This window comes from Mycobacterium sp. NPDC003323, assembly GCF_053589535.1.
Genome location: NZ_JBSFSB010000004.1, coordinates 376692 through 398458 on the forward strand (window position 1 = coordinate 376692; position 21767 = coordinate 398458).

18 protein-coding genes are annotated in these 21767 nt (G+C 65.4%); 12 read left to right on the forward strand and 6 right to left on the reverse strand.

All coding sequences use genetic code 11. The features are described 5' to 3' along the window. The first annotated feature begins 129 nt into the window (after positions 1-129). A complete protein-coding gene (locus ACWDUN_RS14005; RefSeq protein WP_449929485.1) occupies positions 130-2313 on the forward strand; it encodes a hypothetical protein in 2184 nt (727 codons plus the stop codon). On the opposite strand, the gene ACWDUN_RS14010 is transcribed toward ACWDUN_RS14005, so the two are convergent. Next, positions 2310-3410, reverse strand: a complete 1101-nt coding sequence (locus ACWDUN_RS14010) for a phosphodiester glycosidase family protein (protein ID WP_449929560.1) — start codon at positions 3408-3410, stop codon at positions 2310-2312. The genes ACWDUN_RS14005 and ACWDUN_RS14010 overlap by 4 nt on opposite strands. A 160-nt stretch (positions 3411-3570) precedes the next feature. Between ACWDUN_RS14010 and ACWDUN_RS14015 the strand changes: the two genes are divergently transcribed. Further along, entirely contained in the window at positions 3571-3849 is a 279-nt protein-coding gene (locus tag ACWDUN_RS14015) for a GlsB/YeaQ/YmgE family stress response membrane protein (protein WP_449929487.1), read from the forward strand. Here ACWDUN_RS14015 and ACWDUN_RS14020 read toward each other — a convergent pair. Then, positions 3842-5146 carry a PQQ-dependent sugar dehydrogenase gene (locus ACWDUN_RS14020; protein ID WP_449929489.1) on the reverse strand — a complete coding sequence of 435 codons (1305 nt, stop codon included), beginning with the start codon at positions 5144-5146 and terminating at the stop codon, positions 3842-3844. The two genes, ACWDUN_RS14015 and ACWDUN_RS14020, sit on opposite strands and share 8 nt — an antisense overlap. Then, a complete protein-coding gene (locus tag ACWDUN_RS14025) occupies positions 5127-5888 on the reverse strand; it encodes a pirin family protein (RefSeq protein ID WP_449929491.1) in 762 nt (253 codons plus the stop codon). The genes ACWDUN_RS14020 and ACWDUN_RS14025 overlap by 20 nt, the downstream gene beginning before the upstream one ends. A gap of 68 nt (positions 5889-5956) precedes the next feature. Here ACWDUN_RS14025 and ACWDUN_RS14030 point away from each other — a divergent pair, with 68 nt between their 5' ends. The 4 genes from ACWDUN_RS14030 to ACWDUN_RS14045 all read left to right on the forward strand — a co-directional run bounded on the left by ACWDUN_RS14030 (position 5957) and on the right by ACWDUN_RS14045 (position 10627). Next, positions 5957-6412 (forward strand): MarR family winged helix-turn-helix transcriptional regulator, encoded by a 456-nt coding sequence (locus tag ACWDUN_RS14030; protein ID WP_449929493.1) that lies wholly within the window; start codon positions 5957-5959, stop codon positions 6410-6412. A 9-nt stretch (positions 6413-6421) separates the two neighbouring features. Then, the gene (locus ACWDUN_RS14035) at positions 6422-6667 is read left to right on the forward strand and encodes a hypothetical protein (RefSeq protein ID WP_449929495.1); all 246 of its coding nucleotides are present in this window, start codon (positions 6422-6424) and stop codon (positions 6665-6667) included. Positions 6668-6720: 53 nt separating this feature from the next. Beyond that, positions 6721-7497 (forward strand): SDR family NAD(P)-dependent oxidoreductase, encoded by a 777-nt coding sequence (locus ACWDUN_RS14040; protein ID WP_449929497.1) that lies wholly within the window; start codon positions 6721-6723, stop codon positions 7495-7497. A 328-nt stretch (positions 7498-7825) separates the two neighbouring features. Next, positions 7826-10627: a hypothetical protein gene (locus tag ACWDUN_RS14045; protein ID WP_449929498.1), complete on the forward strand. Its 2802-nt coding sequence runs from the start codon at positions 7826-7828 to the stop codon at positions 10625-10627. Positions 10628-10687: 60 nt separating this feature from the next. On the opposite strand, the gene ACWDUN_RS14050 is transcribed toward ACWDUN_RS14045, so the two are convergent. Then, positions 10688-11812: an NDMA-dependent alcohol dehydrogenase gene (locus tag ACWDUN_RS14050; RefSeq protein ID WP_449929500.1), complete on the reverse strand. Its 1125-nt coding sequence runs from the start codon at positions 11810-11812 to the stop codon at positions 10688-10690. Positions 11813-11940: 128 nt separating this feature from the next. Here ACWDUN_RS14050 and ACWDUN_RS14055 point away from each other — a divergent pair, with 128 nt between their 5' ends. Further along, positions 11941-12441 carry a VOC family protein gene (locus ACWDUN_RS14055; RefSeq protein WP_449929502.1) on the forward strand — a complete coding sequence of 167 codons (501 nt, stop codon included), beginning with the start codon at positions 11941-11943 and terminating at the stop codon, positions 12439-12441. On the opposite strand, the gene ACWDUN_RS14060 is transcribed toward ACWDUN_RS14055, so the two are convergent. Beyond that, positions 12424-13446 (reverse strand): sigma-70 family RNA polymerase sigma factor, encoded by a 1023-nt coding sequence (locus tag ACWDUN_RS14060; protein ID WP_449929504.1) that lies wholly within the window; start codon positions 13444-13446, stop codon positions 12424-12426. The genes ACWDUN_RS14055 and ACWDUN_RS14060 overlap by 18 nt on opposite strands. Positions 13447-13482: 36 nt before the next feature. Here ACWDUN_RS14060 and ACWDUN_RS14065 point away from each other — a divergent pair, with 36 nt between their 5' ends. The 5 genes from ACWDUN_RS14065 (at position 13483) to ACWDUN_RS14085 (ending at position 20099) form a co-directional block, all read left to right on the forward strand. Next, positions 13483-14322 (forward strand): alpha/beta hydrolase, encoded by an 840-nt coding sequence (locus ACWDUN_RS14065; protein ID WP_449929506.1) that lies wholly within the window; start codon positions 13483-13485, stop codon positions 14320-14322. Continuing rightward, on the forward strand, positions 14319-15371 hold the full coding sequence (locus ACWDUN_RS14070) for a hypothetical protein (protein ID WP_449929508.1): 1053 nt from the start codon (positions 14319-14321) through the stop codon (positions 15369-15371). The genes ACWDUN_RS14065 and ACWDUN_RS14070 overlap by 4 nt, the downstream gene beginning before the upstream one ends. Before the next feature lie 66 nt (positions 15372-15437). Then, the gene (locus ACWDUN_RS14075) at positions 15438-16187 is read left to right on the forward strand and encodes a DUF2786 domain-containing protein (protein WP_449929510.1); all 750 of its coding nucleotides are present in this window, start codon (positions 15438-15440) and stop codon (positions 16185-16187) included. Continuing rightward, positions 16187-16600: a TIGR04338 family metallohydrolase gene (locus ACWDUN_RS14080; protein WP_449929512.1), complete on the forward strand. Its 414-nt coding sequence runs from the start codon at positions 16187-16189 to the stop codon at positions 16598-16600. The genes ACWDUN_RS14075 and ACWDUN_RS14080 overlap by 1 nt, the downstream gene beginning before the upstream one ends. A gap of 10 nt (positions 16601-16610) precedes the next feature. Beyond that, positions 16611-20099 (forward strand): SIR2 family protein, encoded by a 3489-nt coding sequence (locus ACWDUN_RS14085; protein ID WP_449929514.1) that lies wholly within the window; start codon positions 16611-16613, stop codon positions 20097-20099. 251 nt (positions 20100-20350) lie between these two features. Here ACWDUN_RS14085 and ACWDUN_RS14090 read toward each other — a convergent pair whose 3' ends face one another. Beyond that, positions 20351-21742, reverse strand: a complete 1392-nt coding sequence (locus ACWDUN_RS14090) for an AlbA family DNA-binding domain-containing protein (RefSeq protein ID WP_449929516.1) — start codon at positions 21740-21742, stop codon at positions 20351-20353. Between the last annotated feature and the right edge of the window lie 25 nt (positions 21743-21767).

The window sequence follows — 21767 nt, forward strand, 5'->3', positions numbered from 1 at the left end:
TCGACGTTCCCGGACAAAAGCATCGGCCGCGCTCTTAGCCGGTGCTAAGTTTTCGCCAGGACCTAGCGGGGAGGCACGGCGTACATGGCTGGAAAACACCGGGTAGCGGAGCGCACCAGACGAGTGGCGATGGTCACGGCGGCGACCGCCACCGCGACGGCGATGACGGTCGGTGCGGCGTCGCCCACGCCGCCGCCGCGTCCTGAGGATCACTATCTGCGAGTGGTGGAGCAGCCGGTCGGTCTGACCGCCAGTGCGAGCCCGTTCGGGCCTCCGGGCAGCCTGCGCGATGTCACCGGCGGAGCGGGTCGGGTCGGCTATGACAGGCTGCAGGAGTTCATCGAGTCCTATGAGCGGGCCCTGGCCGGGATCAACATCGGCGGCGGATTCGGACTGAACATCGAGGATCTGCTGAGCCAGATCCCGACGGCCTTCCTCGACGACATCCTCGGTGCGATCCCGATCGGACTCGGTCCGGTGCTCACCCCGATCCTCGGCGGCCTCGTCACCCCGCTGCTGATCCAGATCCTGGATCTGCTCAACATCACCGACTCGCAGGGCAACATCACGCTGTCGGCGGTGCTGGGCCTGCTCGGTCTGGATCTGTCCGACCCGCTGAATCTCGCCGGTCTCAACATCCCCGGCGTCAACATCATCACCCCGGGTGAGCCGTTCACCTTGCTCAAGGCGCTGGCCGGGCTGGACCTGGGCTGGACACCGGGCACCGCCAACGCGGTGGCCGACGCCATCAACACGACGCCCTATCTCAAGGTCGGCGTCGAGACGTTGCTCGATGCCGTGCTCGGACTTGCCGGTGATGCGGTCGGCCAACTGCCGCTGCTCGGACCGCTTGTCGATGCCGTGCTCGACGGGGTGGCCGGTATCGATCTGCCCGACCTGAGCCTGATCGACGTGCGCATCCCGATCGTCATCGGATACGGGTTCGGCGCGATGGCTGCCGGCTCGGCCTATCAGCAGGCCCTCGACGATCTCGCCAACCAGCCGCGTATCGGTGCCAACGGCGGAGGCCCGCTCGGCAGCCTGACCCTGCTGCCGATGGTGTTGGCCAACAACGTCGGTCGCGCCAACGGCGGTATGCTCGCCCGGTTCTACCCACTGTTCGATCTGCTGGGCATCGACATCATCACCCCGGACGTCGCGACCACCAACGTGGGCACCGGAATTCCGGTGCTGGGCACCGGAATCGAGCTGGGCGCGGCCAACCTGGTGCCCATCAAGGTCGACGCCACGGTGCAGTATCAGCCCTTCTCCGATCTGGCGGCCTGGCCGAATCCGGTGTCGCTGTTCAACAACTTGCTCGCCGGCACCATCGGCGCGTCCTACATCCTGCGCGGAGTGGAGTTGGACAGCGCGCTGGATCAGATTCTGGGCGAGGTCGGCGAGACCGTCTCGGATGTGCTGGATCTCGGAAACCCGCTGAACGTCAACATCTATCTGACGCTCGCCACCACCACGTTGCCACTGCTGGAGCCGCTGTATCTGGTCGGCGATGTGTTGAACACCGTGAGCTTCGGGACGCTGGGCACGGTGGCCTACCGGCTGGCCAACGCGCTGGCGCCGGCGCTGACCAGTCTGGTCAACCTCGGTTACACCGATGTGGTGCGCAACGAGGACGGCACCTGGACCCGTACCCTCGACGATGCCGATACCGCCACACCCTTCATGTCGTTCCCGAAGATCGACTGGGGACAGGCCATGAATGATGTGTTCAACTCCCTGGTCAACGGTTTCCAGAAGGAGTTCTTCAGCGGCAATCCGACCGCGGCTCCGCCGAATGTGTTGGACAACCTCGGCAAGCTGATCCAGACGCTCACCGGTGGACTGAATCTCGGCGGTCTGCAAGCGGGCATAGACGATCTGCTGGCCGGCCTAACCGGTCAGGGCCAGTCGGCCGCCAACGCGCAGCGCACGCTCGCCGCCGCGGCGGGCGAACTGCCGGACTCCGATCCCAACCTGGTGACCCTGTCGGTCGACCCGGACGGCGACGTGTCGACGGGCAAGCATGCGGCGGATCCCGACGCACCGATCCCGCCCGATTCGGGGCTGCCGCCCAAGCATGCCGCCGAGGAGGAGCCGGTGACCGACGAGGTCGCCGAAGCAGAGCTGCCCACCGAGGTTGCCGAAGACGAGGTGACCGAGGAGATCGTCGAGGACGAGGTGACCGAAGACGAGGTCGCCGAGGAAGAGGCCGAGGAGGCGCCGGCATACCAGCGGCCGGTACCCCGGACCGCTCCGAAGCGGAGCGCCACCGGGGTGAGCGGACCCAAACAGGCCGCCCGAAGTGCTGCCTAGTTGAAGGCCAGCCAGCTCGGTAACGCGCGTTCCTTGGAGTCGCACAGCACCTGATAGGTGTCGCACGACCCCTTGGGCACGCCCGCGCCCGCCCACATGCCTCCGGTGTCGCGGCGCAACACGATGGCCGACGAACCACCCCCGTCGAGCAGGATGGCGGTGTCGGAGCCGAAGCCCCGGAACAGGTCCTGGATCTGGTCGGGGGTGTAGCTACCGCCCTGGAAGACGTAGAACTCATCGCGGTCGCGCACATAGGCCAGCGCGGTACGGGCCGCCGAGGGGCCGGGATCATTCAGCTGCCCGGTCTCTCCGGGAGCGAGTAGGCCCAGGCCGGCGACCGCCACGAACCGGGTGCCCTTGCCCATCAGGTCGGTGATCACCGGGGTGGCGGCGTCGAAATCGTCAGCCGAGCGCGGCATCACCATGAACGGTGTGCCCGAGGTCGGCAGGATCATCGTGGCCAGCGGCGTCCAGATCTCGTTGCCGCCGGACAATCCCTGTTTGCCGGCGTAGGCGATGGTCCCGGTGAGCGGCACGTTGAGCTTGCCGAGACCGCGGGTGTTGTCGACGTACGCGCCCAGCGGGGAACTGCACCCGGTGGTCTTCCACGATCCGCCCTGCTGACCGCGGATATCGAAGAAGTTGGCGTTCACCGCGATGGTCGGCTGGCCCAGCGCCTGCCACGCGGCGATGGGGGTGTAGATCTCGGAGGCCTGCACCAGCCCCTCACCGGTGCGCGCACCGGGCGTGCGCTCGCACCGGGATTGATAGCCGTTGTGCGTATCGACCAGAAGGCGCGGGGCCAGCCGTTGCGAGGCGCCCTTGATGATCATGACCCGTCCCCCGTTGGCGATCTCGTACCAGCGACCGCCGGCGTCGAGCATCGGTGCGGGATGACCGCCGCCGAAGTTGTACACCAGATAGGAACCCTGCGTGTTGGCGATCGCGGCGGCCAGCAAACTCCGCCCGTCGGCGGCTGCCGCGACCGGCGCGCCGGTGCTCGTCGCCAGCGCCGCGGTCACCGCGAGTGCTGCGCTACCAGCGGCTAAGCGCCGCAGACGGGTGACAAGGGTCGGCACGGTTCTTCCTTCGGACAGGGGCGAGCGATCGATCACTTTCAATCACAGCAGCAACACTGTCAACTTTCGTCACGAGCCCGTCACGGTTGGGCATCGGGTTGTCGGCTTCAGCGTCAGTGGAACTGGGTATTCCGGCCGGACCAGTCAAACGACTGAGCCACTCGATCTAGGAGCAACAATGATCGGAACCATCATCAGCGCCTTGTTCGTCGGTCTGATCGTCGGCGCGTTGGCGCGCCTGATCATGCCCGGTAAGCAGAACATCGGCGTGCTCATGACAATTCTGCTGGGCGCCGTCGGATCGCTCGTCGGCAGCTGGGTCACCTACCAGATCGGCTACGCCAACTCCAACGGCGGATTCGCCATCATCCCGTTCCTGGCCGGCGTCGTGGTGGCCATCGTGCTGATCGCCATCTATGTCGGAGCGACCGGCCGGCGCAGTACCACGGTCAGGTAGCAGGGGTCAGGCGGTAGATCGCGTCGGCGTAGTCGTCGGTGATATACACCGAGCCGTCGGGCCCGGCGACTGCGGCGACCGGTCTGCCCCAACGAGATCCGTCCTCGGCCTGGAAACCTCCGACAAGGGTCTGCTGATCACCGAGTACGCCGTCGCGCCAAGCGAAGAACGACACCTCGGGAGCCTGCGGATTCTGGCGGTTCCAGGAGCCGTGCACGCCGACGAGAGCGCCGCTGCCATACGGTGCTGGGAGTTGGCCGTCGGTGAAGCTCAGGCCCAGCGGGGCGGAATGGGCTGCGAGGCTCTGCTCGATGGGCGGCAGCGCGGCACAGTCCATGGCGGCGCCGTCGGCATTGGTCTGGACATCGCGGATCAGCGGCAGGTTCGCGGGTCCGCCGTCGGGATTGCAGTAGGGCCAGCCCAGTTCGCGTCCCGGAGTGAGTTCGGCGACCGACTCCGGCGGATGGTCGTCGACATAGTTCGGATCGACCTGGCCGGTGGCGGGGTCCGCGACGTTGTCACGATTGTTGACCGCCGTCCACACCGCACCATCGGGTGCGATAGCCAAACCCGTCCCGTTTCGCACACCAGTCGAGAAGGGCTGGGCCGGACCACCTTCGGTCGGCACCCGCATGATGGTGGCACGTGGTGGTGTGGCGGAGCGGTCCTCCTCGGAGATGTTGCCGGTGGAGCCGATGGAGAAGTACACCGCGCCGTCGGGACCGACCGCCACGCTCTTGAGCGCATGCGAGTACGCACCGCGCAGATCGGGGCTCCCGGCGTCGGGCAGGTTGTCCGCGATCGTCCGAGGTTCGGTTACCGCACCTGCGCGGTAGGTGTAGGAGCTGACCCGGTTGCTTTCGGCGATGTAGAGCCTGTCGGCGGCGAAGGTGATTCCGTGCGGTTGGGTGAGACCCTCCAATAGCACTGTCGATCCCTCGGGACGCATCGAAAGTACCTGACCGGTACTGGGAATCGTCACCAGCAGAGCACCGTCGGGCGCCCAGGCGGCCAGCCGTGGTTTGTCCGTGCGCGCCCATACCGACAACGTCCACCCCGCCGGAACCAGTGCCCGGCGGGGTTCGTCGAACGGTGCTTGTCCCATACCGTCGGGCACGGCCACCGCGACCTCGGTGAGCTCCGCGGTTCGCGGGGCCGAGGGGTTCTCACCGGTCGCCGATGTCTCGGCGGCGGTGGTCTGCGCTGTATCGTTCCCGGCGTCGGTGGCGCATCCGGCCACCAGCGCCGCACCGACCAGGCCGTACGCGATTCGTTGGCTAACCCGCCAGACCGGCATGCATCTCCCAGAGCAGTATTTCGGATGGTTCGGAAGCAGTGATGCGTTGGCCGCCCGTCGCGGTCAGCCGGGCCGCATCACCGGAGTGCAACTCGCCCGCGCCTTCCAGGGTGACCGCGCCGCGCGGCACGAACAGATGCAGATACGGCGCGTGCGGCAGTTCCACCGTGTCGCCGGTCTGCATGCGTGCACCGTGCAGTGCCGCGTATTTGTTGCCGATCGTGATGGCCGAGGCGTCGCGGTGTTCCGGCATGCCCGAGGCGATGGTGACCAGTCCGCCGCGCAGCAGTTCATCGTCGATCTCCAGCTGCTGGTAGCCCGGATCACGACCCGACTCATCGGGCACCACCCACATCTGCACGAAATGCACCGGCTCGCTGTGCGTTTCGCTGCCAGTCAACCGCCAGGAGTCGTTCTTCTCCGAGTGCAGGATGCCGCGGCCTGCCGACATGCGTTGCGCGAGGCCGGGATAAATGACGCCGGAGTTGCCGGTGGAATCCTGGTGGACCAGCGATCCCTGCATCACCCACGTGACGATCTCCATGTCCCGGTGCGGGTGGGTGTCGAATCCGGTGGCCGGCGCCACGCGATCATCGTTGTTCACCAGTAGCAGGCCGAAGTGGGTGTTGGCCGGGTCGTAGTGTCCACCGAAGGAGAAGGAGTGTTTGGAGTCCAGCCAGGAGATCTTGGTGGCCGCGCGATCGGCGGCGGGTCGGATGTCCACGGATGCGGTGCGGGTCATCAATGCTCCTCGAATTCAGATGCCAGCCTAGGTGGCGGCTATGGACATCTCAACTTGAATGATGTGTCATGTATTCCGTGTGGCTGAGTGCGCAGGAGCAGACATTGTGGCGGAGCCATCTGCAGATGACGGCTCGTCTGCAGGCGGCGATGAACCGCCAACTGCAGCGCGATTGCGGACTCTCGCTGGCGGACTATGACGTGTTGGTGGCTCTGGACGAGGCGCCGGGATGCCGGATGGCGGATCTGGGTGAACGGCTGGGCTGGGAGCAGAGCCGGGTGTCGCATCAGCTGACCAGGATGCGCCGGCGTGGTCTCATCGCACGCCGGGGTGCCGACGATGACCGTCGCGCGGCGGTCGTCGATCTGACCGCCACCGGCCGCGAGGCGTTGACGGCCGCCGCGCCGGGGCACGCCGAACTGGTCCGGACCGCGGTCTTCGAGGAGATGTCGGAGTCCCAGCTGCGTGCGGTGCAGCGCTGGGTGTCGACCGTGTTGTCGCGGCTCGATTCGGCGACCGGCTAACCTCGGCTCATGGGGGAGCCGGGCTACGAGGACCATGCCGACTACCCGGATTTCGACGATGACGACGAGATTCCGCCACGGCCGAGCAAGCGCTTTGCCGTGGCGGTCTTCCTGTTCGGCTGGTTGTTCCTGCCGACCGCAGCTGTCTTGATACCCGAGCTCGCCAGTCCATGGTTCGAATTCGCCGGCACGATCGCGCTGGCCTTCATCACGCTTTTCATCTGGGCCTGCGTGCGGGTGGTGAAGAACTTCTGAACAACCAACCGACCGGTGGATCGGTGGCGCTCAGGACGTTTTAGTCTGTCGTCGTGGATATCAATGGAGCTAGCGCAATCGTCACAGGTGGCGCGTCCGGCATCGGTGCGGCCACGGCCCGCCAGCTGGCCGCCAAGGGCGCCAGGGTCGTCGTCGCCGACCTCAACGCCGAACGCGGGCAGGAACTCGCGCACGAGATCGGTGGTGTCTTCGTCACCGTCGACGTCACCAACACCGACCAGATCATCGACGCCGTCAAGACGGCCGTCGATCTGGGCCCGCTGCGTGCCCTGGTGAACTCGGCCGGTGTCGGCTGGGCCCAGCGCACCATCGGCAAGGATGGCGAGTTCGGTTCTGCGCACGATCTGGATGCCTATAAGAAGGTGCTTGCCATCAACCTGATCGGCACCTTCGACTGCATCCGCCTGGCCGCAACCGCGATGAGCCGCAACGAGTTCACCGAGACCGGCGAGCGCGGCGCGATCGTCAACCTGACCAGCGTCGCCGCCTTCGACGGCCAGATCGGCCAGGCCGCCTACTCGTCGTCCAAGGGTGGCGTCGTGGGTCTGACCCTGCCGGTCGCCCGCGACCTGTCGGCTTCGGGCATCCGCGTCAACACCGTCGCCCCCGGCCTGATCGACACCCCGATCTACGGTGAGGGCGAGCACTCGGAGGCCTTCAAGGCCAAGCTCGGCGAGTCGGTGCTGTTCCCGCACCGCCTCGGCAAGCCCGAGGAGTTGGCCTCGATGGTGATCGAGCTGCTCACCAACTCGTACATGAACGCCGAGGTCGTGCGCGTCGACGGCGGCATCCGGATGCCACCCAAGTAGTACGCCGAAACGAAACCCCCTCGTCCGCCGTGACGAGGGGGTTTCGTGCTGTCTGTGGCGGAAACCGCGAACATAGACGAGCTAAGTGGCAGTAACAGTCAACTTTGCCGTTGTGTCAAAACTGAACAAATGCTGGCAGAGCCCGGACCGAAGATGTCCGATGTGCGAACAACTGCCGACAGATCTGGATATTCCAGCTCAAATGGCATTTTTGTGCGGTAAGTCACGTGTACAGTTCCCTTCGGTTTCCATTACTACCCAACGAGGGGGCGCGATCAAATTGGCGGGCAAGCGGCGGGCTAAAAATAGCCACACGATCAGGACCTCGTTGCTGGGTCTCACGACGGCAACGGTGACGGCGGCGGCGCTGACCATCACGGCGCCGGTTCCCACCCCACCCGCGCTGCTCGCGCAGGAACAACAGCTGACGGTGCAGCAGCGCAACGTCGGCCTGACGGCCGCAAGCACGCCCTATCAGCAGGTGCAGGACTTCATCAACACCGTGCTGCCGGCGATCGTGGATACCTTCGGCGCGCAGCCACGGGTGACCCTCGACACCCTGCTGGCGCAGGTCCCGGACAGCCTGCTCACCGATCTGCTCAACGCCAATGGCGGCACGATCAACGTGTCCACCTTGTTGAGCACCCTCGGACTCAACGATCCCGGTTCGGATCTGAACGCGGCCGTCACCGAGGCCATCAGTTCGGCGCTGACGGACTTCCTGGCGTCCGCGACGACGGGTGCCGGCGCCGACGCGTTGGAGGCCGAGTTGCGGACCACGATCGCCGCGGCGGTGGCGCAGCGGTTGAACGCATTGAGCATCACGGTCAACGTGCCGATTCTCGGCAACCGGACAGTCACCCTCTCCTCGGTCATCGGCAGCTCTGGAATCAACAACATCGCGAATGGTGTAGCCGGCTCTGTCGCCGACAGCGTGATCGGCAACATCAACGACATTCTGCCGACGGCCGACGAACTGACCGCCGAACTCACCCCACTGCTCCCCGACCTGTTGACCACGCTGTTCAACGCCGCCGATCTTGCCGATGCGCAGGGCAACTTCCAGCTCGGCAATCTGCTGGAGCTGGTGGGCCTGAACCTGAGCACACTGGCCGACAGCGGGGCGCTGACCATCACCTCGGCCGGTCCGCTGTTCACACTCGCACGGCTGCTCGCCGGCGTCGACCTGGGGTGGGTACCCGGCACCCAGTCCGCGATCGCCGATTCGGTCAACGGCACCGGCTACCTGGACCTCGGCACCTCGACGTTGAAGACCAATCTTGCAGCGGCGCTGGCTGATGCGCTCGCCGACGGCTCGCTCGCGGCCGACCTTGGCACGGTGCTGACGCCGGCGCTCAACAACATCGTCAACGACATTGTCGACAACGCCACAGCGACCCTGGAAGCGGATCTGCGTACCAGCATCAACAGCTCGTTGGCCGGGCTGAATTACACCGTCCGCGTTTTCGGGCAGAACATCACCATTCCGATCGGAAGTGCGCTCCAAAGCGCCATCTCGCCGGTGATCACCAGCTTGGCCAACAGTCTCAACGACGGCATCTCGGGCAACGTCGCGGAGCTGGTCGACGGTGTCGTGGAAAGCGGCACCGGCAGCATCGGGGATGCCCTCAACGAGGCCGTCAACGGTGCCATCGACGCCATTCCGGATCAGGAGATCGCCTCGGTTCGCATCCCGATCGTCATTGGCACCGGCATGGGCGCCTTCTCGGCCGGTGCGGCCTACCGCGACGTGCTGGCTCAGCTGTCCTCTCAGCCCGGCGGGGTCGACTACACCGGTGTCAATCCGCTGCTGGGCAGCCTGACCATCCTGCCGGCGATCCTGCTCAACAATGCCGGCCGCGCCAACGGCGGCTTCATGGCCAGGTTCGCCGACTTCTTCCAGATGCTCGGAATCGATGGTGTGACACCGGATGTCGCGGTCACCAGCAGCGGTGGCACGCCGATCGGTGACACCGGCCTGTCCCTGGGCGGCGCGAACCTGGTCCCGGTCAAGGTCGATGCCACCGTCCAGTACCAGTTCATGTCGGACTTCGCGGCGTGGGCGAACCCCTTCTCGCTGTTGAATAATGTGGCCGCCGGGGCCCTGCCGACGTACATGCTGCGCGGCCTGGATGCCGGCCCGGTCGCCGGACAGCTGACGGACGCGTTGGAGGATCTGGTCGGCGACCTCACCGAGCAGAACTCGCCGAACACCAACATCTACCTGACGGTTCGGGCCAACACCCTGCCGATGCTGGAGCCGCTGTATCTGGTGGGCGACGTGTTGCGGTTGGCGGGACTGGCGCCGGTGGCCAATGTGGTCAACGGCCTGGCGAACGCGTTGTCGCCGGCGCTGACCAGCCTGGTCAACCTCGGCTACTCGGATGCGTTCTTCAATCCCGAGACCGGGGCCTACGAGCGCACGCTGGACGCTGCGGCCACCCCGGTCCGGTTCGGCACCATGCCGGACGTGGACTGGGACCAGGTGTTCCCGAATGTGCTGCGCCAGTTGGCCAATGGATTCCAGACCGCGATGACGTCGGACAACAACACCGCGCCGAACGCTTTGTCGGGCGTCGGCGACCTGATCAACGGCAACTTCGACGATGTGCTCGGTGGGCTGCTCGACCTGCCCGGCGATGCCGCGGACGACCAGCTCACCGAGGGCGAGTCCGGGGAGGGTGCGTCCACCGCGGACGTGACCGTCACCGAGCTGTCGATGACCCGGACGGCTCGGTCGGCCGCACCGGCCGAGGACGCGACGCCATCGACGACCGAACAGCCGGTCGAGGAACCGGCGGCGCAGCCGGCCGAACCCGTTGCCGAGGAGCCGGGCGAACCGGTGGTCGAGGATGAGGTCGCTGAGGACGAGGTCGCGGAGGACGAGGTCATCGAGGAGGTCGTCGAGGACGAGGTCGTCACCCCGCTGACCAAGGCGCAGAAGCGTGCCGCCGAGCGTGCGGCCGCCAAGGAGGCCGCGGCCGAGGCGGCGGCCGAAGCGGAGGCAGAGGCCAAGGAGGACGCCAAGGACGATCCGAAGACCGTTTCCGGACCCCGGGGTAGCGACAGCCCGGCGGGCGGCAGCGGCTCGGACAACAACTCCGGTGACAGTGGTCAGAACGCAGCCTGAGTGAATGAACAGAACCGCCCACTTCCGGACAGGAAGTGGGCGGTTCTGCGTTTCGGGGTCTTACCAGTCGGCTTCGTCGAAACGGATGACGCCACGGATGTTGTTGCCGTCCAACATGTCTTGATAGCCGGTGTTGATGTCCTCAAGACGGTAGGTGCGGGTGACCATGTCGTCGATGTTGAGCAGCCCGGACTTGTAGAGGGCGGCCAGCCGGGGTGTCTCCACGTGTGAGCTGCCACCACCGAAGATGTTGCCCTTCAGCGTCTTCTGCAACATGGTGAACAGGAAGAGGTTCAGCTTCACATCGGCGTCCATCATCGAGCCCATCCCGGTCACCACGCAGGTCCCGGTCTTGGCGGTGAGGATCATCGCCTCTTCGATGTACTCGCCCTTCATATCGCCGACGGCGACGATCACCTTGTCGGCCATCAGGCCGTGGGTCACGTCGATGACGGGCGCGATGGCCTCGGCCATCGTCGGATACACGTGGGTGGCTCCGAACTTGATGGCCTGATCGCGCTTCCACCCGTTCGGGTCGATCGCGATGACCTGCTTGGCGCCCGAGATCACGGCGCCCTGCAGGGCGCTCATGCCGATACCGCCGACACCGACGATGATGACGGTGTCGCCGGGCTTCACCTCGGCGACGTTGGTGGCCGAACCGAAACCGGTCGGCACCGCGCATCCCATGATGGCGGCGGTCTCGAACGGGATGTCGTGGTCGATCTTGACGACGGAGTCCTTGTGCACCGTCATGTACGGCGCGAAGGTGCCGAGCAGGTTCATCGGTGACACCTCATGCGAACCCGCACGGACGCGACTGGTGCCGTCGGCGATGGCCTTACCGCCGAGCAGGACCGCACCGCGATCACACAGTGAACGGAACCCCTTCAGACACGGTGGGCACTCCCCGCACGCCGGGATGAAAGCGAGGATGACGTGGTCCCCCTCGGCCAGCCCGGTGACGTTCTTCCCGACCTTGGTGATGACACCGGCGCCCTCGTGACCGCCGAGCGCGGGAAGCCCGATCGGGGTCGCCCCGGTGGTCAGGTGGTAGTCGGAATGGCACATGCCGGCGGCATGCATCCGGATCTGCACCTCATCGGCGACCGGATCGCCCAGATCGATCTCGTCCACCCGGAACGGCGAGTTGAGTTCCCAGAGCAGAGCACCTTTGGTCTTCATGGACAGCGATAATAGAACACGTTACAAATCACCGGTTATATCGGCGGTGAACAGCGGGTTTCAAGACTTCATGGCATCATGAGCGCGCGCTGCGATGAGTCCGCCCGGCTTGCCCGGTCTATACCGGCATGACTGATATCAACGCCCGCATCATTCCCAACCTGTGGTTCGACCGACAGGCCGAAGAGGCCGCCGAGCACTACATCGCGGCCTTCGGCGGTAACGGCAGAATCCTGCGCAAGCAGTCCGCCCATCCCGATTCACCGGCTCCGCAGGATGTCCCGGTGGTCGTCGAGTTCGAGCTCGGCGGCCAGGTCTTCGTCGGCATCAACGGCGGCCCGCACTTCACCTTCACCGAGGCGGTCTCGCTCGAGGTGCGTGTCACCGGCCAGCAGGAATTGGACCGGCTGTGGGCCGCGCTCGTCGAGGGCGGGCAGGAACAACCGTGCGGATGGCTGAAGGACAAGTACGGGCTGTCCTGGCAGATCACGCCGACCGAGTACTACGACATGCTGGCCCGCGGCGACGCGGAGGCGAACAGGCGGCTGGACGCCGCCGTGCTGGCGACCGTCGGTAAATTCGACATCGCCGGCCTGGCAGCCGTCCATCGGTCAGAGTCGGGCGGGTAATCCGAACTTCGCGAACTGCCGGGTGTCCAGGAACGCCACCACGTGCGTGATGCCCGCGTCCGTCACATCCATGACGTGCAACTGGAACGGTTCGTGCACGCCGGTCTCGGGGTTGCGCAGATACATCCCCGCGGCCGTCTGCCCGTTGGCGGTCGTGGGCACCAGGCGCATATCGCCGGGACGCTCGGCCGGACACTTGTCCCGCGACAGCGCGCCGATGGCCGCCGGCCCCACGTACCAACCGTCGAACGGCGGCATCTCCCAGATCGCATCGTCGGTGAAGAGCTTCTCCAACTTGTCGATGTCATAGGCCTCGAACGCCGAGATGTAGCGGGTCAACAGCTCCTGCGCCTCCGGGGACTCGGGTGCCTGCAACTTCTGCTCATCGCTCGGCCCCACCGCATCCAGCTGTGCGCGCGCCCGCTGCAAAAGGCTGTTCACCGCGGCCGTCGACGAACCCACGGCGTCGGCCACCTCGGCGGCACGCCACTGCAGCACATCGCGCAACACCAACACCGCCCGCTGCCGCGGCGACAGATGTTGCAACGCCGCCACGAAAGCCAGCCGCACCGACTCCCGGGTGCCGACGACGGTCTGCGGATCCGTGGGATCATCCGCGTCGGGCAGCGGTTCCAGCCACGGCACCTCATGGCGCTCGTAGATATCGGCGTGCGGATCCGACGACTGGGTGCCCAATCCCGACGGCAGCGGCCGGCGCTGCTTGCCCTCGAGTGCGGTCAGGCAGGTGTTGGTGGCGATGCGATACAGCCAGGTGCGCACCGAGGACTTGCCCTCGAAGCGGTCATAGGACTTCCACGCGCGAAGATAGGTTTCCTGCACCAGATCCTCGGCGTCATGCGCCGAGCCGGTCATCCGGTAACAGTGCGCGAGCAGTTCTCGTCGGTACCGCTGGGCATCGGCGAGGAAGGCGTCTTTGGACTCGAATCTGTCGTCTACCGCTGAGAGGACGGTCACCCGGCTGAGCTTACCCACGGCCACCGACAAGGGCAGGGCCTCGCCGCCAGCCGATAGGCTCGTCGCGTGGCCACAACCCGCAGTGAGCGCAGTTTCGACGGTGTCGGGGGCACCCGCATCGTCTACGACGTATGGACACCCGCCACCGATCCGAACGGCGTCGTCGTCCTCTGCCACGGCTATGCCGAGCATGCCCGCCGCTACGACCACGTCGCGCAGCGGTTCGGCGAGGCCGGCCTCATCACCTACGCCTTGGATCTGCGGGGACACGGGCGCTCGGGTGGTAAACGCGTCTACCTGCGCGACATCTCGGATTACACCGCCGATTTCCACCACCTCGTCGGACTGGCCACCGCGGCCCACCCGGAACTGCGCCGCGTGGTGCTCGGTCACAGCATGGGCGGCGGCGTCGTGTTCACCTACGGCGTCGAACATCCCGACGACTACGCGGCGATGGTGCTGTCGGGCCCGGCCGTCTACGCGCACGACGCGGTGTCGCCGGTGATGATCGGGGTTGCCAAGGTCCTGGGCAGCGTGCTGCCGGGCCTGCCCGTGGAGAACCTGCCCGCCGACGCCGTATCGCGTGATCCGCAGGTGGTCGCCGCCTACGAGGCCGATCCGCTGGTGCACCACGGCAAGCTGCCAGCCGGTGTCGCCAAGGCGCTCATCGGGGTCGGTGAGACCATGCCGCAGCGGGCCGCTGCGCTGACCGCGCCGCTGCTGGTGGTGCATGGTGGCCAGGACAAGCTGATTCCGGTCGCCGGTTCGCAGCGCCTGGTCGATTGTGTCGGGTCCACCGATGTCAATCTCAAGGTGTATCCCGAGCTGTACCACGAGGTGTTCAACGAACCGGAACGCGGCGTGGTCCTCGACGATGTCACTTCGTGGATTGAGACCAGACTGTGAAGAACGTAGTCCGGCAGGTGGCGGCGGTATTGGCGGCGGCCTTGCTGGTGGCCGGGTGCTCATCCGGTGAATCCGGAGAGCCGAGCACGCAACAGGGGTGGGTCGAGGACGAGGTCTCGTTCACCGACGCCGCCGGCCTGACCATCCACGGCACCTACCGACACCGCGGGGACGACCCCGGGCCGGCCGCCCTGCTGATCTCCGAGAGCGGAGCCACCGATCGCAACGGCGACAACGCCGTGGCCGGGCCGGTCGGCAACATGCGCCAACTCGCCGAGTATCTGTCCGGCAAGGGAATCGCCTCGCTGCGCTTCGACAAGGTGGGCACCGGCAGGACCGGGCTCGGGCCCTACGCCACCAATCCCGCCGATGTCGGCAGCGCGGCCTACACCGCCGGGGCGCGCGCCGCCGTGCGTTACCTCGCCGGCCGGCCGGGCACCGATCCCGAGCGGATCTCGGTGTACGCCCTCGGTGAAGGAACCATCCACGCCATGACGTTGGCCGACGATATCGAGCCGGATGCGCCGAAGATCCACTCGCTCGGCCTCTTCCAGCCGCTGCCGGGCCGCTATCTCGACATCGTCAGCGACCGGGTGCGCACCGATGTCGAGGCCGCCAGGACCGCCGGCGCCAAGACACCCGAACAGGCCCAGCAGGTGCTCGACGCGTGGGGCGCGGCGGTGGCCGAGGCGCGCACCCGGGGCACCGCGCCCGCGCAGCTGCCCGACGGTCTTGGCGCAATCCTGAACCCGGGCAACGTGAAAGCCGTCGTCGAGGCCGATGCCATCGATCCGTTGGCGCTGGCGGTCAAGGTGCCCACGGCCACGCGGGTGCTGCTGACCTGCTCGGATTCCGACGGGCAGGCGCCGTGTCCGGCTGTGCGGCCGTTGGTCGACGCGCTCAAGCGCACAGCGCTGACCGTCGTGGAGCTCAGGGGCGTCAACCATGTGCTGCGCGATGACCCGACCGACAGCGTCGCCAACTACGCCAATCAGGACCCGCTGTCACCGCAGCTGATCGCCGCGCTGGACACCTTCGTCACCCGATGAGGCCGCCTGTGGATAACTTCGACGGCAGCGTCGGGTTCTGTCGGTTCGGATTCCTAGCGTGAGCGCATGAGCAACGACAAGATGTTGGCCCGCATCGCGGCACTGCTGCGCCAGGCCGAAGGTACCGACAACGCACACGAGGCCGATGCCTTCCTGGCCGCCGCGCAACGCCTGGCCACCGCGACATCGATCGATCTCGCGGTGGCCCGCGCCCACTCCACCCAGCGGACCGCCGCGCAGGCACCGGCGCAACGCACCATCAGCATCGGGGAGCCGGGCACCCGGGGGTTGCGCACCTACGTCCAGCTGTTCGTCGTGATCGCCATGGCCAACGACGTGAAATGCGATGTGGCGTCGAATTCGACGTTCGTCTACGCCTACGGCTTCCCCGAGGACATCGACGCCAGCCACGCCCTTTATTCGAGTCTGGTGATGCAGATGGTGCGGGCCTCCAAGGAGTACCTGGCCTCCGGTGACCACAAGCCGACGCCGACGATCACCGCCCGCATCAACTTTCAGCTGGCCTTCGGCGCCCGGGTGGGCCAGCGGCTCACCGAGGCCCGTGAGGAGGCCCGGCGATCGGCCACCGAGGGCATCGACCGCACCCCCGGAACCGCGCTGGCGCTGCGCAACAAGGATCTCGAACTCACCTCGTTCTACCGGCAGGCGTCGGCGGCGCGCGGAACGTGGCGGGCCACCAGCGCGACGGCGGGCTATTCGTCGGCCGCTCGCCGTGCCGGGGACCGGGCGGGTCGGCGGGCCCGGCTGGGGCCGCCCACGGAACTGTCCGGGGCGCGGGCCAAACTGGAGCGCTGATGCGCGATGCGCAGCGCGCAAAGGTCTATGCCGCGGAGGATTTCGTGCGCACGCTGTTCGACCGCGCCGTCGGGCGGGGTTCGCTCGACTTCTTCGGGACCGCGCTGACACTGCCGCCGGAGGCGCGGTTCGGCGCGGTCGAGGACGTGCAGCGCTACGTCGACGACGTCCTGGCGCTGCCGGCGGTACGCGAGCGGTGGCCGGATGCCGGCGCGTGCACGGTCCGGGCCCGGCGCGGGGTCACCGCCGCGCACTATGCGGACGGGACGATCGCCGTACCCGATCGGCACACCACCTGGGCGCTGCGCGAGCTGGTGGTCTTCTTCGGACACTTCGCAGCTGTTTACGCTCAGACGCGACGGTACACGCTCGACCTAAGCGTCGCGCGCGGCTCCCCAGTCTCGTATTTGTAGTCTTCGCGTTATGTATCTAGGCGACGTCGATCTGCCGGCGAACCTTATCGAGGCGCATGCGTCGGGCAACCTCATCATCTTTGTCGGCGCAGGAGCCTCCATGGCTCCCCCGTCGTCACTGCCTAATTTCAAGGACCTTGTAAGGCAGATTCGTGACGAGGGCAATCTTGCTGCCGTCATCACCGACGCCGACCTTGACGAGCAGCCCTTGGAGGAGATCCTCGGCAAGATCAACGACGAGTACAAGATCGACGTCCACCGTCGAATTCGTGAGATCAGCTCGCGCAGTAGTTCCCGGCCGACACCGCTGCACAAGGCCATCGCGGACCTTGCGTGCTCGAACACCGCCCGTTTGATAACCACCAACTACGACCGACACCTCGCCACACTGCTAGACCAACGAGGCGACCATGAGCAGTACCTCGCACCCGCTTTGCCGATGGGAGACGACTTCACCGGCCTCGTGTACATCCATGGTCACGTCGACCAGGACCCCCGTCGGCTGGTCGCGACCGACGAGGACTTCGGAAAGGCGTACTTGAATGATGCGTGGGCGGCACGATTCCTCGACCGGATGTTCCTCCGCTATCCCGTTCTCTTCGTCGGATACAGCCACAACGACACGATCATGAAGTACCTCGCCCGAGGGCTCGGTGGACGATCGGAGCGGCGCTACGCCTTCACCGCCTCGGACGACGACACCGCGTTTTGGCGACGCCTTGGTATAACGCCAATCATCTGTTCTCACGGCGACCAACCGAAGACCCTCAGCGTCTGGGCTACCCGCAGCTCGGAGGGTCTGATGGGCAGTCGAAGTCGGATCAAGGACCTCGTCGCAAACCAGGATCCCTCGCCCGTACCCGAAGCCGTCTCGTACCTCGAGACGGTTCTTGGGGATACGGACATGGTGCGATTCTTCTGCGAATACGCCCACGGCCCGGCGTGGCTGCAGTGGGTGGAGAGTAGACCGCAATTCGCGACGCTGTTCCACCCCTCGACGAACGTCGATCCGGAGATCACGCGACACCTCGCCATCTGGTTCGCCGACAACTACGTCAACGACGACGAAGTGTCGGACGCCGCGTTCCAGATCGTCGTCGACGTCGGCGGTCACCTCGGAAGCGATGCGCTGTTCTACGTCGGACGCCAACTTGCGCGCGCCAAAACGCCTCTATCCGAAAGAATGCGGCGATGGCTACTCGTGATCGCCAACAACCGCGACAATCGTTACACCGCGTCATTTCTAGGCTCGGTACTTAACGCATCGTCTATGAAGGAGGACCCCGACACCGCGCTGTTCGTGCTCGACTACTTGTCAGAACCAAGGATCCTTCCAGCCAGGAGCTACTCAACTTTCCTGGCCACAACATTCAGGCCGTCAATGCGGGATAGCGACAGAGCACTTCGGGATCTATGGGAACAGACCTACAGATCCTCACTGGACGCCTACGCGCCGCAGTTCATAGACATCGTCGAGCGGCACATTCGGCGCGCCGATCTTCAACTCGCTGCTTCAGGCGATTCCGATAGGCGGCTACCGAGTGACTGGCGGCCTTCGATCTCGGTCGCCGACGACGGCCTGGACAGGCCGCTCGGTTTCCTTGTCGATGTCGCCCGCGACTGCATCGACCACCTCGTAACCGCAAACGCATCGGACGCCGCCGCGCGGATCAATACCTGGGCCAACAGCAACGTGACGCTGTTAAAACGCCTTGCCGTGTATGCGTGGACGATTCGAAGCGACAAGAGCGAGACGGAGAAACTGCGCTGGCTTCTGGATTCCAATTGGCTCCAAGTCCGCGATCTGCGCAGCGAAACGACCAACCTCGTTGTAACCGCAAGTCCTGCGGCCGATGTCGATAGCCTCTCAGCACTGGTCGAGGACATCCGCGCCCATTCTGATGACGACCCATACGCACCGCACCGCGCACACAATCTGCTCACCATGATCGCTAGTGTCACCGAAACCGCCGCCGTAACAGACGCGTTGTCGGCACTCGTTGAGGCGCATCCGGAAGTGATCGTCTCTCCACCGGAGCCTCCACCAAACGAGGCCATCTGGGCAGCTGCGCCGCCGTCGGACAAAACCGGACTCCATCAGAGCCTGACCGATGAACTCGGTGCTACTTCGGCGGCTTTGATAGCGTGCGCTTCCGCCATCTCGAACTGGGACGATGAACGCCGCTGGGATTCCCTTGCGGGCGCGATCGCTGCAGTGAGCCAGGAGTGGCCCACCCTGGCTCTCGGGCTCCTCGACGCCATCGGATCGGGAAATTCTCTGATAGATCAAGCGGTCGTGAGAGGACTGGCGGCGTCAGCTCCGTCTGCAGAGACCGTCCCGCAGATTCTCACACGCGTCGCTGAACTCGAGTTACAGCCCATCCTGGATTGGGTGACCGTGATGCTAAGTGGCTTCGGATCGAACGGTTCGGAATCTACGAAGTGGCACGAGGTCGCGGAAAGTGAGGCTCTCGCAAAGAGGTGTTGGGATGCGACCCCGGCCGGCGACGCAGGCGCAACGGACCAATGGGCTGAAAGTGGCTATGCGGCAGCAGCGTTCAACCAGCCGGCGGGACGAATCGGAGAGTTTTGGGTCAGCCGCTTGGGTTTCCTTTGGCGCAGCCGATCCGAGTCATGGGGAGGCATCCCAGCGGACACGGCCGACTACCTCGCCGAATTGATCTCAGAAGACACCCCGAGAAGCGAAGCTGTGCGGATCGCATTCTGCAGATTCGTCCACTTCTTCCATCAGGCCGACCAGGAGTGGTGCGAGCAGTACCTATTTCCACTCCTCGACTGGGAGGCCAACCCTCGCGCCGGGGCAGTTTGGAGCGGGTTCTTGTCGCTCGGCAGCTTGAACCGCAATCTGCTTTCAGACGGTTTTCTGACGAGGTTGGTGTCAGCGGTAAGCCACGTTGACCAACTTGATAAAGAAGGCAGACGCAATCTACCGAACCTCCTGGCGAAGGTTGCCACCACCGCGGAGGGCGATCTGCGCTCGTGGATACGAGACATCATCACCACTGGGACCGACGAGGCAAATGTCGCATGGACGAGGGCAGTGAGATTTCAGCTCGCCGCGCTCGAACCCGAAGCTGTCGAAGCGCAATGGCAGCAGTGGATTCGCGACTACATGTCCGATCGCGCCAAGGGTGTCCCGCGGACTCTCGACCCCCGGGAGACGAGCGCACTAGCGAATTGGATTCTGTTCTTGACAGATTCGATGTCTGAGGCGATCGATTTGATCGTCGAAGCTCCGGCAGCTGCGGTGGACATACACGACCTGTTCTTTCATGACCTCTCCGCGACTCACGTCGAACGCGATCCTGAACGGGTCGCACGATTGGTTCTGCAGCGACTCGACGCGACGCCGGCTCCGCTTCAGGGGTGGATCGACCTGAAGGAACGAGTCGAAGAACTCAGGACCGCAGGAGCCGGAACGGAGATTCTGGCTTCTATTGCCGAAGCAGCATTGCGGTTGGGCATCAGCCTCGATTAGTTAATTGGACGTATAAACCGGGTCAGCCATCGCGTTGTGCAGCGTTGGCGACCCGAAGCCTTGTGTCGTTGAACCGATCGTGACCGTCGGTGAACGCGTAAGGCAGCAGCACCGTCCGCAACGCCAGCGTGGACCGATTGCCGCCGAGTTGCGTCTCCCCACAGCTGCGTCGCGGCCGACAGCACACTCCGACACGTGGCAGCGACGGGGTGAATGGCTCCCTGGGTGACAGGGACATCCCAGCCTCGCTCTCAGTCGACCGTCGGGTCGAACCAATCCGTGAGCTGCCAACAACTATCGGCATCGACGAAAAGCGTAGATGTTTTCCGAGCAACACCTCGGTGACTCTTAGACCGGGCATACAATTTCATTAGTACCTGCTCGGGCGCGGCCGGCCCGAGCGCCAAGTAGAACGTCGTCTCGTCATCGGACTCTGCGAGCAGATCTCCCACGCTCCAATTGACTTCGAAGTAGTCATCGTGCTCATCCACGACTGTGCTGTCGAACATTCGCGGGTCAACGAAGGGTGATCCGCCAGCTCCCGAAAGGGCAGGGATCGGCATCACGGGCACGGACGGGTGCATGCCGATGATTGAGGCCAGCGCGTCGCCTCGCGTCGGCCACTCGGGAGGTTCGGGCATCGGTCGAGCATCGGGAGCTGACGTGAACACAAGGATTCCAGGCGCCCTCTCGATCCGCGCCGTCACAACAAGATCACTGATCGGCTCGTCACTCTCGTTGACGACCGCGAGCGTGACGGCGTTTCTGGCGTCTCGCACTATGTCCCGAACAACATTGCGCAGCAGCCGCTTACGGCACAGCTCGAGATATTCCTTCATAGCCTCGTCGTATGCCGACTGCTTAGCTGGACCAGAGAATAACGCGTCCAAGATGCCCGCGTTGATGCTGCGGATACCAAACGGGTCGTCGGGCGATGCCTTCGCTGTCTGTTTCGGCTCGGGTTCTGGCTTCTCCACCGTCGCGCGTAGATGAGCCTCGCGTTTGTCGAGCCAGTCTTGCTGGGCTTCCTCGCTGCCGTTGAGGCGCATTAGCGGATGGCGAGCTTCGGCACGGAGATCGAGGCTGAGACCTGCCGGACGTAGTCCGGCAACGATGCGGTCGCTGAGCATCTTGATATCGTCCGGGTTGGCGGGGGCTGTGCGGCCGGCACCACGGTGGAAGATGGTCCCAGCATCGAACTTGTCAGTGCCCTTGCGGAGAGTGTGGATCGGATCGCCGCTGCGCGGCGCCTCGACGGTGACGACGAGGACAGTCTTATCGTCGTGGGCGACGTATTGCGGCGTCCACCGCACGCCCTGGACATACCGGTCCACGCCCTGTGAGAGGTCAGCGAAATCGACGGCCTTCACACCTGGCACCGACGCGGGGGCCGCACCGACAACTAAGTATGCGACGCCTTCGCACACCCGCGCTGCGCGCTGCGGGTCACGGTTGGCGAATCCGAGAATGGCGCGCGCGATGTGAAAGTGCCCCTCCTGCTTGTCGATGGGCAGCGGGCCTTTCCATTCGAGCCAGTGGGATTCCTGGCCGAGCTTCCCGTCGCTCGCGACGATCGCCTGGACCAGCTCGGCAAGCTCCGCGAGTGTCCGGTGTGCGCGCGCGGTGTCGACGCGGAGGCTCATGGCCGCGGAGCCTACGCCCCACACC

What these genes read in the sequence shown, in the direction of transcription:
- ACWDUN_RS14005 (WP_449929485.1), top strand. Translation starts at nt 130, where the DNA reads ATGGTCACGGCGGCGACCGCCACCGCGACGGCGATGACGGTCGGTGCG.
- ACWDUN_RS14015 (WP_449929487.1), top strand. Translation starts at nt 3,571, where the DNA reads ATGATCGGAACCATCATCAGCGCCTTGTTCGTCGGTCTGATCGTCGGC.
- ACWDUN_RS14020 (WP_449929489.1), bottom strand. Translation starts at nt 5,146, where the DNA reads ATGCCGGTCTGGCGGGTTAGCCAACGAATCGCGTACGGCCTGGTCGGT.
- ACWDUN_RS14025 (WP_449929491.1), bottom strand. Translation starts at nt 5,888, where the DNA reads ATGACCCGCACCGCATCCGTGGACATCCGACCCGCCGCCGATCGCGCG.
- ACWDUN_RS14030 (WP_449929493.1), top strand. Translation starts at nt 5,957, where the DNA reads ATGTATTCCGTGTGGCTGAGTGCGCAGGAGCAGACATTGTGGCGGAGC.
- ACWDUN_RS14035 (WP_449929495.1), top strand. Translation starts at nt 6,422, where the DNA reads ATGGGGGAGCCGGGCTACGAGGACCATGCCGACTACCCGGATTTCGAC.
- ACWDUN_RS14050 (WP_449929500.1), bottom strand. Translation starts at nt 11,812, where the DNA reads ATGAAGACCAAAGGTGCTCTGCTCTGGGAACTCAACTCGCCGTTCCGG.
- ACWDUN_RS14055 (WP_449929502.1), top strand. Translation starts at nt 11,941, where the DNA reads ATGACTGATATCAACGCCCGCATCATTCCCAACCTGTGGTTCGACCGA.
- ACWDUN_RS14075 (WP_449929510.1), top strand. Translation starts at nt 15,438, where the DNA reads ATGAGCAACGACAAGATGTTGGCCCGCATCGCGGCACTGCTGCGCCAG.
- ACWDUN_RS14080 (WP_449929512.1), top strand. Translation starts at nt 16,187, where the DNA reads ATGCGCGATGCGCAGCGCGCAAAGGTCTATGCCGCGGAGGATTTCGTG.
- ACWDUN_RS14085 (WP_449929514.1), top strand. Translation starts at nt 16,611, where the DNA reads ATGTATCTAGGCGACGTCGATCTGCCGGCGAACCTTATCGAGGCGCAT.
- ACWDUN_RS14090 (WP_449929516.1), bottom strand. Translation starts at nt 21,742, where the DNA reads ATGAGCCTCCGCGTCGACACCGCGCGCGCACACCGGACACTCGCGGAG.